Genomic DNA, 17,309 nt, shown 5'->3' on the forward strand with positions numbered 1-17,309 from the left:
TAATAGCCTTCTTTCTTTTACTCAAAAACTAGTAAAATTAACCTTGGTTTAATTGTTAAGTATTACCACGTACAATTATCGACCAATTTGTTAGTTATGTCAAATAGAAGGAACTAATGTAGTTTGAAACAAATATGTATGTAATCCGAAAGTAGTCTTAAATAATGACAACAATGAGCTTAAATGTGATTACTGTAAAGAGAACGACCAACACAATAACTGGGAGTTGAGAGAATTATGAGATATCAAAGAAAAGTATTTGCTTCATCATTGGTTATCGCATCATTTAAATACAAAAAAAATCCTCTTATATAGACTTTCCATAATGATTATGGTTGTATCTACATAAGAGGATTGATGTTCGACTGTTAGATCATTTATGAATTAGTAACGATGTTATTCCCTGTTCCACGATGTTGCTTCAGTAAACTCACTTCTTCATCCGTTAGTTCACGATATTTACCTAAAGGTAAGTTTTCATCTAATTGCAATGGACCCATACTTAAACGAGTCAAAGTCAATACTTGCTTACCTACAGCAAGGAACATGCGCTTCACTTGATGAAACTTTCCTTCTGTAATCGTTAGCTGTATTCGAGTACATAGTCCTTCATCAGACTGTAAACCCTCGAAGATCACTAGATTTGCTGGCTTTGTAACGTAACCATCATCTAGCGTTACACCTTGCTCGAAAGCGATCTTATCTGCCTCATTAACTTCTCCAAGCACTAATGCTTCGTAAGTTTTATCTACATGTTTCTTCGGAGATAGAAGTTCATGTGCAAGCTGACCATCATTCGTTAACAGTAGTAATCCTGTTGTGTCTTTGTCCAAACGTCCTACTGGAAATGGGCTTAACAAATTATCTTCGGCGGACAGAAGATCGATCACCGTACGCTCACGACCATCCTCTGTTGCAGAGATAACACCTTGGGGCTTGTTCAACATAAGGTAGATAGTAGACTTATAATGTACTTGCTCATCATCAAATGTGATTATTTGTATATCTGGTTGTACTATAATTCCACTATCTTTAACTTTCACACCATCGATGAATACACGACCTGCTTTTACTGCCTTTTTGATTTCACTACGTGTCCCATAGCCCGCATGAGAAAGCAGCTTGTCTACTCTTAATTTTTCTAACACTATATCAGTCTCCATCCCGCTGGAAGTTCATTTTTGATCATACCATCTACATACTTACCAAAACCTACAGAACAGTGATCTACACAAATTAGTACGTAGCCATTTTGTTTAGTCCCATCCTTTATTATAAGTTGATCTGAATCAATAAAAATAGTTTCACCTTTCAGATAACGTTGTAACAGCTCATCCGTACTTGCAAAATTAATACTTCTAATCGCTTCATCTTGCCTCATACCCATCGCTAACGGATGAGAAGGTATGAACTTTCCGTTTTTTAACTCTCCGATATACCAACCTGCACGCACTACTTTCAAGCCCGCTAATGAAGGTAGACCCTCTGGTTGTAAGTATACACGATTTCCGTAACAAATGGCCTCGTAATTCACAATAGGAACAATTGAAAGCTGTTCCTTAGCAAATTTGTTCCACATTTCTTCAGGTGTAGCCTCTGCATTTATTGACTTTCCATAATTTTGGTTTTGTTTCAGTTTTTCTTTTCCTTTAATAGAGGAACGATTACCATTTCCACTCTTCACAAATTTAGATTCATTTTTAGTATGCTTATCACGCTTTGTTACAGTATTATCTATCGTTCGCCACATAATATGTCGTTCAACTTCGCGACCCGATGAAGATTCTGAAATATCTCTAGCTATACCCTCACGTTTAAGAACAGCAACATAATGACCTTCGCCTTTCATACGATGAGGCCATAAACGTATTGTCCCATCGATAGAAAGTAATTGCTTTTGACTAAGTTGCTCCGAAATTTCATCACTTACCCATTGATGATTACCATGAGACCAACCCCAATTAACTTCAACTTGTACCACCGAAAACTCCGGCTGTCTGGTGAGAAATCTCGCGATTTGCTCTTCATTCTCTTCTGGAGAAAATGTACATGTCGAATAAACGATTTGACCGCCTGGCGCAACCATTTTGGCAACATCGTCTAATATCTCTCGTTGCATACTACTGCACCGTTCAACTGAGAAGTTTTCCCATTCTTCAATCATACTTTCATTTTTTCGGAACATCCCTTCGCCAGAGCATGGTGCATCGATCAATACTCGGTCAAACCATTGTGGAAAGCTCGTTGCAATCTGACTAGGGTGCTCATTCATTACAACTGCATTACGGACCCCTGCTAACTCAATATTTTTAGCCAATACTTTCGTTCTTTCAGTGGCAATATCATTACTTACTATAATCCCCTGCCCTTGCAGCTTGCTTGCAATTTGCGTAGATTTGCCGCCAGGTGCTGCGCAAAGATCGAGAACACGTTGACCTGGTTGTACATCAAGTAACTCTACAGGCACCATTGCGCTAGGTTCTTGCATATAGTACATTCCTGCGTGGTAATGAGGATGTTTTCCTGGACGATCTTGCTCTTCATAGTAATAAGCATTATCAGTCCAAAGAATCGGTTCAAGATGTTTTTTAAAGGGAGTAAGTCTAAGCCATTGCTCATGACTTACTTTCAATTCATTAACCCGAAGACCATAATAGCGTTTTTCATCATACGATGACATAAAATTGTCATATTCTTGTTCTAATAAAAACTTCATCTTTTCTAGGAAAGACGCGGGAAGTGTGGCGCTCATGCAGTTGCCTCCAATAGTTTAGAAATATTTCATCTACTTATAAAATCGTGTATAATATAAAAAAGTAAGTAAGTAACAATAATACTTACATGTACTTGAAAACAAAGTTGGAGGGAATCATTAAGTGAATACGAATAAGAGAAATACTAAGAAAAAGAAATCAAACATGGTATTAGTTTACATCGGAATTATTGTTGTATTACTAGTAGGAATTTTTGCAATGGGTAAGCTAGAAAAGGACAATGTATTATATAATAAGCCTGCCGGTGAATTAAATACTGCTACACGTCAATTACTTAACGATCCGAATTACCAGAATATTATTTTACCCGAAGAACTAGATCAAAAGATAGAGGAAAAAGAAGATTTTGTTGTCTATATGTTCTCAGCAAGCTGTAATTACTGCAAACAAACTACACCTGAAATTATGCCTATCGTAAATGAATTAGGTATGGACTTACCGCAATTCAATTTATTAGAATTCCCTAAATATCAAGAAAAGTATGGCGTTGAATATACTCCAACACTAATTGCATTCGAAGATGGCGTTGAAGTTGAGCGTCTCGTAGGCGGTATTGTTGCAGATGGATCACCAGAAGGAGCAACACTTAGCGATTTCCGGACCTTCTTTGAAAAATATAATAAGTAAAGAGGATTGATAATGGAAATTAATGAACAAAAGTCAAATTCAGATCAAACACCATTGAAACAGAGTAATTTGTCTTCATTCATGTATCTATTTCTAGTCGGTTTCGCACTAATCACTTTATTAGCTGCATGCAGTATGGACAAGGATGAACATATTCATACGGTCGGTTCAGAAACATGGGAAACTACTACTTCTACAGATGAACTCCCTACTTTCTTAAGCAACCATACTAAACTCACTTCTGAGTTATATAGTCATGTTGGAGAACATGCGCATATGATGGGAGAACTTCCTTGTTATTGTGGGTGTATGGAAGGTACTGAGATCGATGAAGCACATGATTCATTACTCAGGTGTTATTGGGCGGAGCATCCTGCAGATGACGGAGCAGTGACATGGACTGATCATAGTACGACATGTGGTATATGTAAGCATGAGATGGAAATGGTCATAGAAATGTCTAATAAAGGCAGCACTTTAGATGAAATTAAACAAGCGATTGAACAGGCATATAAACAGCCATAGTAAAAAGCACCTCATCTGCCGATAACGGCGAATGCGGTGCTTTTTCGTGTCCATAGGAAATTCTATTTAAATAGTTAGTGAACAGGAAAGATTATGAATGATGGTTCTTTTTCGCTTTCGCTACTTCTGCAGCAAGATCCAACGATAATTGTTCCAACGCCAAGTAATCTTCCTTATCAAAATATTCATTGAACTTATGTTGGTATTGTGCAGCGACGCGTACTTGATGAAAAGTATATAATTTCTGAATACCCCAAAGTATTGAAGCAACAACATTCGAATTATCTTCAAAGCTGGTTTGGGCATCCAAAATTTCTTTACGAATACTGGTCATCTCATTATCTAGCTGCGATGCTGCCTCTGCAGCTTTTTGAAGACGTTGTTGAACATCTTCTGGCAACGCTTTTTTATATTTATAATTCAAGGAATGTTCGATTGTCGCCCAAAAATTCATAGCTAATGTACGTATTTGAATTTCTGCCAAAATAAGAGTATGTCCCATTGCTGTTTGCACTGGGTATTCAATAATCATATGATAACTGCGATAACCACTTTCCTTATAATTAGCTATATAATCTTTCTCATATACCAACTTCAGATCTTTGCGGGTACGAATCAGTGAGGCTACTCGATATATATCATCTACGAACTGACACATAATTCGTATTCCTGCGATATCCTCTATCCCTAGATGAAGCCGATCTTCACTTACGTTCAAACGTTTTGCTTTATCAAGAATGCTAGAAATTCTTTTCACACGTCCAGTAACAAATTCAATCGGCGTGTAATCCTCTCTAGCTTTCAGCTCTGATCGCATCGTTTTTAGTTTAACTTTCAACTCTTCAACCGCTTGCTCGTACGGCTGCAGAAATAGGCTCCAATCTCTGCCGTCCATTTGGCCGCCTCCTGTTTTATCTATGATCTGCACCAATTGCTTCGACGATATTACTAAAGTCATCTTTACGTAAGCATTCTTTCAAACCATCTGTTAACTCGCGTAATACCTCAGGCCCTTTATATATCAACGCCGTATATATTTCTACTAATGAAGCACCGGCACGAATCTTATCGTATGCATCTTGAGCTGTAAAGATTCCACCCGAACCAATAATTGGGAGATTTCCATTAGTTAACTGATATACTTTACGTATAATCTCTGTGGAGCGATCACGCAAAGGCACTCCACTTAATCCACCAGTTTCCCCTTGATTCTGATGGGTAAGTCCATCACGAGACAATGTTGTATTCGTTGCGATAATACCTGAAATTTGGCTATTCTGAATCGTAGCAACAGTATGTTCTAATTGATCATCTGACATATCTGGAGCAATCTTCACGAATATTGGTTTGGAAGGTGCATTACGTTTACGTGCCTGAATATCCATCTCTTCGCATACATGAACCAATAAATTATGTAATTCATTTCCATGTTGTAATTCTCTTAGTCCTTGAGTATTAGGTGAACTAATATTTACTACAAAGAAATCACCATCATCATATAACGTTCTAATACATGAACAATAATCTTCGTGTGCTAATTCGTTAGCAGTAACCTTATTTTTACCGATATTTACAGCGATAGGCATTTTTTGTTGTTTACGACGTTGAAGTGATTTTGACATCGCATCAGCACCTTCATTATTGAAACCCATACGATTAATTAATGCCTCATCTGAAGGTAAACGGAACAATCGGGGTTGATCATTTCCAGATTGAGCTTTTGGAGTAACTGTCCCTACTTCGGCAAATGCGAAACCAATATTAGAAAAACCATCAGTTGATACACCATTTTTATCTAAACCAGCTGCTAGACCGACCGGATGTTCAAACGTTAAGCCTAAGACATTCGATTTCAATTCAGGTGCTGGTTTTACGCCAAACATTCCATTCATAATGGCAAGTGTACCAGGCACTTTACTCCCCATTGCTAGTCCATCTATGACAAGATGGTGAGCCTTTTCAGGATCCATCTTAAAGAAAAAAGGTTTTAACACTTTACTATATAACATTTATTCCACTCCGTTTCAGTATCACTGCTATAACAATAATTGTATCCTTTTTAATACAAAAAAGAAAGTATTCTTAACCGGATTGACACAATGATGACGCTATCATGTTGCCAGTCCAACATAAAAGCATTACAATATACATACAAGCATTGAGTAAGCCTCTACCCGAGGAAATTTACGGATGAGCGACCGCATTTATATGGTAGCTTTTATCGCCAAATAGAATTTGCCCAGCGCTACGCTCGGGATTTCATAAATTCTATTGTGGACAAAAAAAGAAATAGAAAGGTTGAATGAGTATGAGCGCACCTAAACGTAAACCAGCAACAATGAAAGTTAAACCAAAAGAAGAGGTAAACAAAAAAGCTCTATATTGGGTAATTGGTGCTGCAGTTGCCATTGTTGTTGTCATTTCTGTACTTCTTATTGTGTTCTCATAATTAATAATAGCTATACATATGAACAGCCCTACTTCGAGCACGAAGTAGGGCTGTTCCTTTACGCTATACAATTAAGCATTGAAAGGCTCGTCAGCAATTTTAATGGAATCTGTCGGACATCCATCACAAGCATCCTGCATATCTTCAAACATATCTTCAGGGATTTCAGTAACCCCTCTGTTAGCGTCGCCTTCAAAAATAACTTCTGCTATACCCTCGTCATCGTAATCATAGATGTCGGGAGCAGTTGCACCACATGCACCACATGCGATACAAGTGTCTTTTTCAACCCAAGTAAACTTAGCCAATGCCATTCCCTCCTAGTTCTATCACAGAAAGCAAAAATAAAATTAAGCTGTATATATACCAAAAAATATTATAACACAAAATAATTTAATATGCTTACTAACTTTTATCTAGATCTTCATAATCTTTTTCGAGCTTTTGAAGTGATGTTCCACGAATTTTCTTATCACGAATTAAACTAGAAGGATCGTCACTTAGCATTCCTGCAGTCAACACCGCACTCTCACCGAATTTATCACGTAATTGGTCCATAACTTTCGTGAGTGCTTCTTTCTTCGGTTCTTCATTATAACTAAACAGATCTAACTGAATAGCTGAAGACTGTAACGGTTGTAAATTTTGCAACGTAACTCCTAACAATCGCACAGGATCACCATAACGCCAATGCTGTGCGAACAATCGTTGTGCTTGTTTATGGATCTCTTCCATATTGTGTGTTGGCGTGTCCATCGTATAAGAACGAGTAATCGTCGTCATATCTGGCTTTCTTATCGTTATTTGAACCGTTCCCGCAACTAGACCTTGATGTCGTAACCTTCTTGTTGTCTGATCTGATAAGTTTAGTAATACGCGATTAATGTCTTCGCTATTCGTCAAATCTGCTGGTAATGTTGTCGTATGCCCTATCGACTTATTAACTTCCCGCTCCGATTTCACCTCATTATTATCTATGCCATTTGCTGCGTCCTTCATCCATGAACCCATCACGCCAAATGACTTAAGTAATAATGTTTCCTCTGCACTAGCAAGTTCACCAATCGTATGGATATGGAGCTTTTTCAACTTCTCAGCAGTTTTTTGCCCAATGCCAAACAATTCAACACAAGGCTTCTCCCATAATATATGCGGTACATCCCTTCGACGCAACACCGTTATGCCATTGGGTTTCTTCATATCGGATGCCATCTTTGCTAATAACTTATTCGGAGCTACACCAATCGAACAGGGAAGATTCCATTCTTGCTTAATTCGCTTCTGAATCGTTTCAGCAATATGAAGTGGAGTTCCAAAAAGTTTGGACCCGGTAATATCGAGATAACATTCGTCAATCGAGACTTGCTCAATAACTGGTGTATATTGATTAGCAATCGACATGAACCCTTTAGAGTAGCGACGATACAAATCAAAATTCGGTGTAATGAGTATCAGGTTGGCATCAATACGTAAAGCTTCCCGCACATTCATCCCTGTACGAATGCCGAGTTTTCTTGCAGCGTATGAACAGGTAACAATAATTCCTTTTCGCTGCTCAATACTTCCAGAAACTGCAGTAGCTTTTCCTGCATATACTTCCGGCTCTTCTGCTTCATGTACAGAACAATAAAAAGCATTCATATCTAAATGTAGAATTACTCTACCATTTGCCGGATAATGTCCATTAATATTATTATCATTCATTTTATTCACCACCATTTTGATAACAGGTATGCAAACCGATCATTATATTATAGAATTAGCATAGACAACCATTTCATTTGAGTCAATATGGATAAAAGACAACATTTCCGCATAACATTTCATACAGTTACTATTAGTGCTATAATACGTAAATATAGTTAGTGTCTGTTATCATTTAAGGAGGCGTCAATCTTAATTATGTCATCTAAAATATTTATTTTCGATACGACGCTGCGCGACGGTACACAAGGTGAAGGTATAAGCCTGTCCGCAGATGATAAGCTTAAAATCGCTCAAAAACTCGACTCTTTAGGAGTTAACTATATTGAGGGTGGAAATCCAGGTAGTAATGGTAAAGACATTGAATTTTTCCAACGAGTGAAGTCGTTGAAATTGAATGCCAAACTTACCGCTTTTGGTAGTACTCGTCGTAAGAATAGTATTGCCGAACATGATGCGAGTCTACTTAGAATTATTGAATCTGGTGTACCAGCTGCAACTCTAGTCGGAAAAGCATGGGATTTCCATGTACATATTGCACTACAAACTACTCTTGAAGAAAACTTAGCAATGATCCAAGATTCGTTTGCTTTTCTGAAACGTAATAGTATGGAAGCGATGTATGATGCAGAGCATTTCTTTGATGGTTACAAAAATAATCCTGAATACGCAATTGCTGCACTAAAAAGTGCCCAAGCAGGTGGCGCGGATTGGTTAGTTCTATGCGATACGAATGGTGGAACACTACCGAATGAAATCGCTGAGATTGTCTCTCGAGTGAAAGATGAGCTTGATGTGCCTATTGGTATACACACTCATAATGACTGTGAGTTAGCTGTCGCTAATACACTTGCTGCAGTTGGTGCTGGTGCAACTCAAGTTCAAGGCACGATCAATGGCTATGGAGAACGTTGTGGTAATGCAAATCTTTGTTCTATTATTCCTAATCTTCAATTGAAAATGAATTATGATTGTCTTCCTGACAATAAAATTACTACATTAACAAATACTGCTCGTTACATTAGTGAAATTGCAAACGTTCATATGCCTGTTGGTCAAGCTTATGTAGGTAATGCTGCGTTCGCACATAAAGGCGGAATTCATGTTTCTGCTATTATGAAGGACTCAAAAACATACGAGCATATCCAACCTGAATTGGTAGGTAATAAGCAACGTGTGCTTGTCTCTGAACTTGCAGGGCAAAGTAACATCATTTCTAAAGCATCTGCTCTTGGACTTAATGTTAATACGAATAACGAAAAAACTAAACAAATTATGGATCATATTAAAGAACTTGAGCATGAAGGGTATCAATTTGAGGCAGCTGATGCATCACTTGAATTGTTACTGCGCAAAGCTTTCGGTGATTGGGAACCTGCATTCCATGTAGATTCTTTCAAAATCCATAGTGAAAATAAAAACGACGTAATGATTTCTGAAGCAATCGTGAAAATAACAGTTGATGGCAAACCGATTTATACTGTTGCAGAAGGTAATGGACCTGTAAATGCACTCGATACTGCGCTTCGTAAAGCACTTATCCAGCATTACCCTGATATTGAACATGTTCATCTGACCGATTATAAGGTTCGCGTAATTGATGAAAAAGATGCAACCGCAGCTAAAGTTCGCGTATTGATTGAATCTACAGGTAAGTTAAATAGTTGGAATACGGTCGGCTTATCCGGTAATGTTATTGATGCGAGTTGGGCAGCAATTGTTGATAGCTTCCACTATGCTCTAATTAGTTTGGAGAAAGCGAACATTAATTCCCTACCTAATACTTCCCTAGAACATGCTGGACTTGCAAATCTATAATGCATTAAGCTTGGATCTCTTCAATGAGATTCAAGCTTTTTTTAATTCCATCTTCACTAGTTCATCTAGTTCATCTGCTTATAACTTGACTTTGGCAGTTGCATCGCACAGATTAAACTTACCGCATAGGTCAAGGCAAACAAAATAAATGAAAACTCACGATATGAACTATTGATGACAAGCGTTGCAACGATTGGCGCAAGTGCTGCTCCAAGAAATAAAATAAATGTATATATTGATGTCGATAATCCTCGATGCAATTCTCCATAAATTCCTACCAAAGCAATGACAATTGGTACAAGCCATGCAATAGAAAAAGTAAAAACGATACTAATTAAAATATAGACACTCAACTGTTGTTCAAACGTTAACAGTAGTAGAGATAGTATCGCTAGCGATAAAGCCAGTCGCAACATAGTTACGAGTGGCAATGGTATATATCGTACAAATGGGCAAATGAGCATACCAATTGCACCATACGCACGAAACCACAGTAATTGAGTACTTGTTAATTGACCATGCAATATATTTGCAAAGATCGTATAACAGCCTACAAAGCCAAATAAGACCGTAAACGTAATTACGTAAACTAATAACAATCTTTTATTCCGAAAGTCTTCTAGGGCAGCAACAATACGTTCTAGTGTATTGTTCGATGTTGTTCGCTTTACTAATCTTATTAATCGGTTAAATGTTATATAGCGAATCCTCAAAACATCTTTTGTTCGATCATCTATGTTCGGTAACCCTATCAAAACAATTATGGCTAGCAATCCATAAATGATACTCATCCAGCCATATAAATGTTGCCAGTAATGATACGTAGCAAAATAACTTGCTAAGAGCTGCCCTACAATTCCACCAAGTAGAAATCCCATACTAATATAACCAACAACGAGTACTCTCTTTGGTAATGTAAAACGTTCCGCAATATAAGTAAGTGCCACTGGCGAGAAACTTGCAGCTGTAGCACCTTGTAATGCACGTAATAACAGAAACTCCCCGTACTCTTTCACAAAATAGCAACAAATCGTAATGATTGATAAAGAAATTAAACCAATAACAATGATGGGCTTACGACCAACATAGTTAGAAATAGGCCCATATATTAGGCAACCAAGAGCAAAACATATAGAAAATATAGTACTACTCCACGCCGCTTCAACATTGTTAATATTCCATGTTAATTTCAATTCATTTATTATTGGAACCGTGAAATAAACTGCTGATAACACAAATAATGCTGGGAAAAATAGAACCAGTATAACGACAATATCGTAATAGTTGCGTATCTTATTCAAGGGCTGATCGCTCTTAGCTCCCATCATATCCACCTTCTTACCACTCAAGATGCATTAGCCTATTCATCATCAAATAGAAATGTCACCCTTTTTTCGCAAGAAAAAAGAGTTATCTTATTGTCATATGAATCGACAATGAGACAACTCTCTTTGAGAATTTATTGCTTTTATGCAAATAACGGATTCATGTTCATAAAGAAACATAACTGACTTACATATATTGCTCAATAATTCTTTCCCATTGTTCTAACGTAATAACTCCATTAATACGTTCACGAATAACTCCATCTCGATCAACTAAAAAACTCGTTGGGAATGTTCCTACTTTATATAAATTAGTAATATCGCCTTCACGATCAAATAAAATATCAAATGTAAATCCTTGATCCTCTACAAATTGCCGTGCTTGGCGTTCACGATCATCTTTGGTAGCATTCACACCATACAAAACTAAAGAATTACTGTATTTCTCATGTATCTTCTGCAAATCTGGAGCTTCAAGTTCACAAGGACCACACCAAGATGCCCAGAAATTAATCAATTGTAATTTAGGTTGAGCTGATCCAAAACTTATCATTTGCTCATTAAAATCAGGAAGTTCTTGTGCCGGCGACAATTGTCCAGCTTTTGGTTTAAAATCTTCTAGTGATACTCCACCATTAGAGAGCATAGTTTCCGACTTGCGCCCATCTATATAGTTATAAATCCCTAAACTAGCAAGTAACAACGATACAACAATTATGGAATATATTCTTTTCATGTCGTCCCTTTCCTAAAGCCAGTACTCTATCCTTATCCTACCATGAGTTGCCATATGCAACAAGATAACGATATTGCAGAATGATGAACATAACACTATTGTTAACCTTCCTAGTGATCGTTATACTAATGTACAATAATAAGACTTGAGGTGAACACATTGAACACACTTACCATGACATCATCCTGCTACAAAGAGATATTAACCTATGGATACGCAAATCTTCCTTTTGAGTCTTGTGGTGTAATAGCTAGTAGCAATGGCGAACGTATCGATACATTTATTCCGATTATAAATGATCACCCAAACCCGTTGCACTACTTTTCTTTCCAACCTCAATCTTGGATCAATACCCTATATCAGTTGCAACGAAATAACTTACAATTGATTGGTTACATGCATACACATCCGAATGAAGAAGCGTTACCTTCTTCCTTAGATACAATAGGTTTTGATAATCAACAACAGCAATTACTATGTATAGTTAGTTATAAACAAAAAGATAGTCCCTATATTCGATTGTATCAGCATCTGCCGACCAAAGGAATGAAAGACTACCCGTTAATGTTGACTTAAATAGGCGTAAACATCACCTAGTGTGACTATGTTTTTTTTGAGTGATATTTTATCCATATATTTATTCCATAACTTTGCTGTCATTATAGAATCTTCTAATGCATGATGGCGATTAGCGATAGGAATTTCATTACGAAGCAGTAATGTATCGAGATCATATTGAGGGAGTCCAGGCTCAAGCCATTTTGCAAGCATTATTGTATCAATAACTCTATGATTCAAATTTGTTTTAGAGGTGCGCCATAATGCTTGATTCAGAAATTGCTTATCATGTCCTGAAGCATGAGCAACTAGTATCCTTTTTCCGATAAAAGACATAAAACTACTTAATACTTGTATAAGATCAGGGGCATCCTTAACCATTTCATTGCTGATTCCTGTTAGTTCCGATATATTAAGTGGAATATTCCTTTTAGGATTAACTAAAGAGTAGAAGCTTTCCTCTTCAATAATTTTACCACCTCGCACACTAACTGCACCGAATGAAATGATTTCATCACCATTGTTTGGACTGAACCCCGTTGTTTCCAAATCAAACACAACAACCTCTAAACTATCTAGTGTCGCATCAAGCGCTGATGTTCTGCGTTGTTCGCGATTCATATTTCGAATTTGTGCCATATGCTGAGCATTTTGGGACCCAAGCATTGAAGCGATAGCAGGTGTAAAGCCACCTGTTCGATATAAATTCCACATTCTCCCGACACCATTAGGCTCTTTCATCAGTTACACCGTCCTACTTTAACCTTCCAAATTCTCTTAGTACATGCCTTTGAATTTCTTTTCCAATTTTTAAATTTTTCTTGAGATCTCTTATTTCATCCGAATCTAACTTTTTCGGATTAAGTTTGCTATAACCTTCATAATACCCATCCTCCAAACGATGCCCCGCTCGTAAACGCAAGCTCAACATCTGTAGAAAGGCCTCTCGATATTGTTTATATTCACTTACCGAAATAACTTCTTTATCAAATAAGCTATCAATTCGACTAATCGTGGATGTGCTTGGAACATGATTGTTCAATGCTAACCAACGGATGGAATTAACTATTGGTATGTATGCGCCATATTTGACATCAATACTACCAACATGATCACCATAACGATCCGTAATAAATTGACCAAAAACACCAACTAACATTTTGTACTGTACCGTATTATCAATCATTCGTTCCATTATTGTTACGTGTCGAAACAATCCTAATTTGTAATAATCACTTATACGATTGAAAAGTTGTTCATTACCAGCAATACATCTCGCGTCTGCACAGATTAGTAAATAACGAATGGACTCCCAAGAGGCATCAATAAACCAATTTTCCAATTTCTGTTTCCATTCCGTTTCTGACTGACACCACATTAGCTCATTACTTTGAACTTTCCCATCACATGGAGGATAGCCAAGTTGTTTCAACATGTCTACAACTCGTCCTGAGAAATTGATGTAATATTGCTTTACTTCCTCATTGTTAAAAGTATCTTCGTAGATGAGGGCACTATCTTGATCACTAGCTAGCGTCTGCTCACTTCTGCCACCACTACCTAGCAATAGATATGAATATGAAGTAGGAGGGGGCCCTAGGCCCTCTCCTACCATTCTTAATTCTGCTAATGCAACGGTTTTCCTAATCAGAGTGTCATGTACATCATTGATATGAAAATTCCATTGTTCAATGTCATACGCGCCATGCAGTTGCTCAATATGCCCTGTTGATTGTTGAAATTGATCTCTCAAGCCACGTAGTTGCGTTACATTTTTTGCACTCGAAATTTCATCTTTCAGCTTAGCAAATTTAGCAATTTCCAACTCTATCGACTCCTCATACAACCGTAGTCATTATCTTGTATTAAGCATTTTCACTTTTCGTTAATTGCTCAGGATATCCATATGCACCATGCTCCGACAAGTCAAGACCTACAATCTCTTGTTCTTCAGTTACACGGAAGCCCATTACTTTTTTCATAATTCCAAGAACGATGAATGAAGAAACTGCTACGAATACTCCAGCAAATACAACTGATTCGATTTGAACCCAAAGTTGTTTGAAGCTACCTGTATCAAGTAAACCACCTTGACCAACACCAACTTTTTCAGCAAGTGCTTGTGTAGCGAAGATACCGTTAGCTAGCGTACCCCATACACCTGCCATACCGTGAACAGACAATGCATAGATTGGATCATCAATTTTAAGTTTTTCAAACATTTTAACGCTATAGAACACAAGCACACCAGCGATTAGACCAATTACTGCAGCTGCCCAAGGATCTACGAATGCACAAGATGCTGTAATTGCTACCAAACCACCAAGAACACCGTTAAGCATTGATGTAATATCAGCTTTACCACTTACTGCCCATGAAATTAATAGTGCAGAAACACCACCAGCACCTGCAGCAATCATTGTAGTGAAACCAACATAAGCGAAGAATCCATCTCCGATTGCTACTGTTGAACCAGCGTTGAAACCGAACCAACCTACCCATAGTAAAAGAACAGATAATGCTGTAAATACTTGGTTATGTCCTAATATTTCGTTCGGAGAACCATCCTTGTTGAATTTACCGATACGTGGCTTAAGTAAAATTGTTGCTACTAGAGCCGCTACTGCACCTGATAAATGGACAACTGTTGAACCTGCAAAGTCTTGTGCGCCATGATCAGCTAACCAACCGCCACCCCAAATCCAGTGCGCTACAATCGGATAAATAAATGATACATAGAATAATGTAAAGATAACATACGAACCTAATTTAGCTCGTTCTGCAAATCCACCCCATGCAATTGAAAGTGAAATTGCTGCAAACGCTAATTGGAATAAGAAGAAAACTGATGCTGGAAAACTTTCTCCTTCAAGTACTTCTGTTGCCGGAGAGAAGAAGAATTCGCCCCAACCAATAAATGGACTCATACCTTCTGAAGCCGACGAACCGAACGCTATTCCATATCCTACTGCCCAATAAACGATTGCTGCTAAACCGACTGTGAAAATTGTTTTACCTGCGACATGCCCTGCATTTTTCATCCGAGTGGAACCAGCTTCTAGTAGAATGAAACCACCTTGCATCAATAGTACTAGGATAAATGCCAACATAATCCAAAGTGAATCTAATCCCATAGTAAGGTTTGCAATATCTGCTTCAGAAGCGTATGCTGCAAGCGGGAAGACCATCGATATCAACCCTAAAGCCAGTAATGTTTTTTTAATCATAACAACCACTCCCCAATATGATGTAATGTTATCTAACATATTTCGTAAGAATTAATGTTATTGTACCGTTGATGGAGTGGGAAAAGAATATATTTTATGTATTCATATTTGCACTTTTATGCATGACTTGTAAATTCATTAAAGGAAAACATCATTACCTAACATAAAACTATGTTTTTCTACAATTACTATTCTAATCAGTGATCATTCAGTTTACGTAGTACTATAAGTTTTAACATTTCCTAATAATATTTTTACACTTTATTGCTACCCGAGAACATAATTGGATAAGGCTCTTCTATTATTAGAATAAAGCGAATATTTTTATTTCTCTATTAATAGGAAGAGACGTTTGACGAGAACCACCTTTTACTATTAAAATCAGTAGAGAGGCTACGATGAAGGACGGTGAATTTTTTGAACGAAGCAATATTATATAGGATTGGTGAACTTTCGAAACTTGCTAACATTAGCCCTCGGACGATTGATTACTATACATCTATTGGACTTATTCTGCCTACTATGCGTACAGATAATAAGTATCGTTTGTACAATGTTGAAACCTTACAACGATTAGAACGTATTGAATCATTAAAAAAAGATAAACATACGTTAGATGAGATAAAAGAGATTTTGGCACAATGGGATAGCATCACTTCTCAAAAGAAGTTAAGTTTAAAACTTTCAGAACTAGAACAACAACTTTCTGTTCTTCAACGTGAAGTTAAGCAATTAGAACCGGTTCTGGACCAACTTAAGCCTAAGCAAGCAAAACATCTTTACACTCGATTGTTGCCTCAAACAGCAGCTTGTATAGAAGCTTTGATGCTATTAATGAACAAAAGCTCACTTATGTAACGTAATCATCTTGTACATGGAGGAATTTCAAATGATGATAGTTCTCATTATTTTGGCCTTTGGATTGACGATTTGGGCACAATTCAAAGTAAAAGGCACATTTAAGAAATGGTCAACAGTTGCAACTTCTAGTGGATTGACTGGATACCAAGCAGCTCGTCGTATGTTAGATAGCAACGGATTACAACACATTCCGATCGAACCGATTGCTGGTTCACTGACAGATCATTATGATCCAATTAATCGTGTAGTTAGACTATCTGAACCTGTTTACTATGAAAGATCAATTAGCGCTATTGCGGTAGCTTGTCATGAGATCGGCCATGCTATTCAACATAAAGAATCATATCCATTTTTAGTAGCGCGTCACAAAATTTTCCCAGTAGTTAATTTCGCTTCTGGTGTAGCACCATTTCTATTAATCGCAGGTTTTCTTTTCCAAATGATGGGCCTTGCTCAACTTGGTGTAATATTCTTTGCTTGTACTGTATTGTTCCAACTCATTACATTACCCGTTGAGTTCAACGCAAGTAACCGAGCAAGAGATGTAATGATATCTGAAGGATTTATTCGTAGTGATGAAGAAAAAGGCGTTGCTAAAGTGCTTAACTCTGCCGCACTTACATATGTTGCTGCAGCACTTCTATCTCTATTAGAGCTTATCCGTTACGTTCTTATCGTTACACAAAACCGCGAATAAATGTGAAC

General features: G+C 37.4%; 18 protein-coding genes. 7 read left to right on the top strand and 11 right to left on the bottom strand.

The window, feature by feature from the left end:
- Positions 1-377: 377 nt before the first annotated feature.
- Positions 378-1,148 carry an rRNA pseudouridine synthase gene (locus NAG76_21550; protein URN94374.1) on the bottom strand — a complete coding sequence of 257 codons (771 nt, stop codon included), beginning with the start codon at positions 1,146-1,148 and terminating at the stop codon, positions 378-380.
- Positions 1,148-2,752: an RsmB/NOP family class I SAM-dependent RNA methyltransferase gene (locus NAG76_21555; GenBank protein URN94375.1), complete on the bottom strand. Its 1,605-nt coding sequence runs from the start codon at positions 2,750-2,752 to the stop codon at positions 1,148-1,150. The genes NAG76_21550 and NAG76_21555 overlap by 1 nt, the downstream gene beginning before the upstream one ends.
- A gap of 124 nt (positions 2,753-2,876) precedes the next feature.
- Here NAG76_21555 and NAG76_21560 point away from each other — a divergent pair, with 124 nt between their 5' ends.
- Positions 2,877-3,401, top strand: coding sequence for a thioredoxin family protein (locus tag NAG76_21560; protein URN94376.1), 525 nt, complete (start codon positions 2,877-2,879; stop codon positions 3,399-3,401).
- 12 nt (positions 3,402-3,413) lie between these two features.
- Positions 3,414-3,926, top strand: coding sequence for a PCYCGC domain-containing protein (locus NAG76_21565; GenBank protein URN94377.1), 513 nt, complete (start codon positions 3,414-3,416; stop codon positions 3,924-3,926).
- 91 nt (positions 3,927-4,017) lie between these two features.
- On the opposite strand, the gene NAG76_21570 is transcribed toward NAG76_21565, so the two are convergent.
- Together NAG76_21570 and NAG76_21575 are read right to left on the bottom strand one after the other, a co-directional pair.
- Positions 4,018-4,821, bottom strand: a complete 804-nt coding sequence (locus NAG76_21570) for a GTP pyrophosphokinase family protein (protein URN94378.1) — start codon at positions 4,819-4,821, stop codon at positions 4,018-4,020.
- A 16-nt stretch (positions 4,822-4,837) separates the two neighbouring features.
- Positions 4,838-5,935: a quinone-dependent dihydroorotate dehydrogenase gene (locus NAG76_21575; protein ID URN94379.1), complete on the bottom strand. Its 1,098-nt coding sequence runs from the start codon at positions 5,933-5,935 to the stop codon at positions 4,838-4,840.
- Between the two features lie 299 nt (positions 5,936-6,234).
- Between NAG76_21575 and NAG76_21580 the strand changes: the two genes are divergently transcribed.
- Positions 6,235-6,375 (top strand): hypothetical protein, encoded by a 141-nt coding sequence (locus tag NAG76_21580; GenBank protein ID URN94380.1) that lies wholly within the window; start codon positions 6,235-6,237, stop codon positions 6,373-6,375.
- A 71-nt stretch (positions 6,376-6,446) separates the two neighbouring features.
- Here the strand turns inward: NAG76_21580 and NAG76_21585 are convergent, their stop codons facing one another.
- Positions 6,447-6,683 carry a ferredoxin gene (locus tag NAG76_21585; GenBank protein ID URN94381.1) on the bottom strand — a complete coding sequence of 79 codons (237 nt, stop codon included), beginning with the start codon at positions 6,681-6,683 and terminating at the stop codon, positions 6,447-6,449.
- A 97-nt stretch (positions 6,684-6,780) separates the two neighbouring features.
- Positions 6,781-8,079 carry a DNA polymerase IV gene (locus NAG76_21590; protein ID URN94382.1) on the bottom strand — a complete coding sequence of 433 codons (1,299 nt, stop codon included), beginning with the start codon at positions 8,077-8,079 and terminating at the stop codon, positions 6,781-6,783.
- A 198-nt stretch (positions 8,080-8,277) separates the two neighbouring features.
- Between NAG76_21590 and cimA the strand changes: the two genes are divergently transcribed.
- Positions 8,278-9,897, top strand: a complete 1,620-nt coding sequence (cimA, locus tag NAG76_21595) for a citramalate synthase (protein ID URN94383.1) — start codon at positions 8,278-8,280, stop codon at positions 9,895-9,897.
- Between the two features lie 65 nt (positions 9,898-9,962).
- On the opposite strand, the gene NAG76_21600 is transcribed toward cimA, so the two are convergent.
- Positions 9,963-11,222, bottom strand: coding sequence for an MFS transporter (locus NAG76_21600; protein ID URN94384.1), 1,260 nt, complete (start codon positions 11,220-11,222; stop codon positions 9,963-9,965).
- A gap of 187 nt (positions 11,223-11,409) precedes the next feature.
- On the bottom strand, positions 11,410-11,958 hold the full coding sequence (locus NAG76_21605; GenBank protein URN94385.1) for a TlpA family protein disulfide reductase: 549 nt from the start codon (positions 11,956-11,958) through the stop codon (positions 11,410-11,412).
- A gap of 159 nt (positions 11,959-12,117) precedes the next feature.
- On the opposite strand from NAG76_21605, the gene NAG76_21610 reads away from it, so the two are divergent.
- On the top strand, positions 12,118-12,534 hold the full coding sequence (locus NAG76_21610; GenBank protein ID URN94386.1) for a Mov34/MPN/PAD-1 family protein: 417 nt from the start codon (positions 12,118-12,120) through the stop codon (positions 12,532-12,534).
- Here the strand turns inward: NAG76_21610 and NAG76_21615 are convergent.
- Genes NAG76_21615 through NAG76_21625 form a run of 3 tightly spaced genes read right to left on the bottom strand, consistent with a single transcriptional unit; the run spans position 12,520 to position 15,743 of the window.
- The gene (locus tag NAG76_21615; GenBank protein URN94387.1) at positions 12,520-13,257 is read right to left on the bottom strand and encodes an exonuclease domain-containing protein; all 738 of its coding nucleotides are present in this window, start codon (positions 13,255-13,257) and stop codon (positions 12,520-12,522) included. The genes NAG76_21610 and NAG76_21615 overlap by 15 nt on opposite strands.
- Positions 13,258-13,270: 13 nt before the next feature.
- Positions 13,271-14,341: a DUF294 nucleotidyltransferase-like domain-containing protein gene (locus tag NAG76_21620; GenBank protein ID URN94388.1), complete on the bottom strand. Its 1,071-nt coding sequence runs from the start codon at positions 14,339-14,341 to the stop codon at positions 13,271-13,273.
- A 40-nt stretch (positions 14,342-14,381) separates the two neighbouring features.
- Positions 14,382-15,743 (bottom strand): ammonium transporter, encoded by a 1,362-nt coding sequence (locus NAG76_21625; GenBank protein URN94389.1) that lies wholly within the window; start codon positions 15,741-15,743, stop codon positions 14,382-14,384.
- Between the two features lie 417 nt (positions 15,744-16,160).
- Between NAG76_21625 and NAG76_21630 the strand changes: the two genes are divergently transcribed.
- Both NAG76_21630 and NAG76_21635 read left to right on the top strand, forming a co-directional pair.
- Positions 16,161-16,601: a MerR family transcriptional regulator gene (locus NAG76_21630; GenBank protein URN94390.1), complete on the top strand. Its 441-nt coding sequence runs from the start codon at positions 16,161-16,163 to the stop codon at positions 16,599-16,601.
- A gap of 31 nt (positions 16,602-16,632) precedes the next feature.
- Entirely contained in the window at positions 16,633-17,301 is a 669-nt protein-coding gene (locus NAG76_21635; GenBank protein ID URN94391.1) for a zinc metallopeptidase, read from the top strand.
- Positions 17,302-17,309 lie beyond the last annotated feature (8 nt).

The organism is Candidatus Pristimantibacillus lignocellulolyticus, assembly GCA_023639215.1.
Lineage (GTDB): Bacteria > Bacillota > Bacilli > Paenibacillales > Paenibacillaceae > Pristimantibacillus > Pristimantibacillus lignocellulolyticus.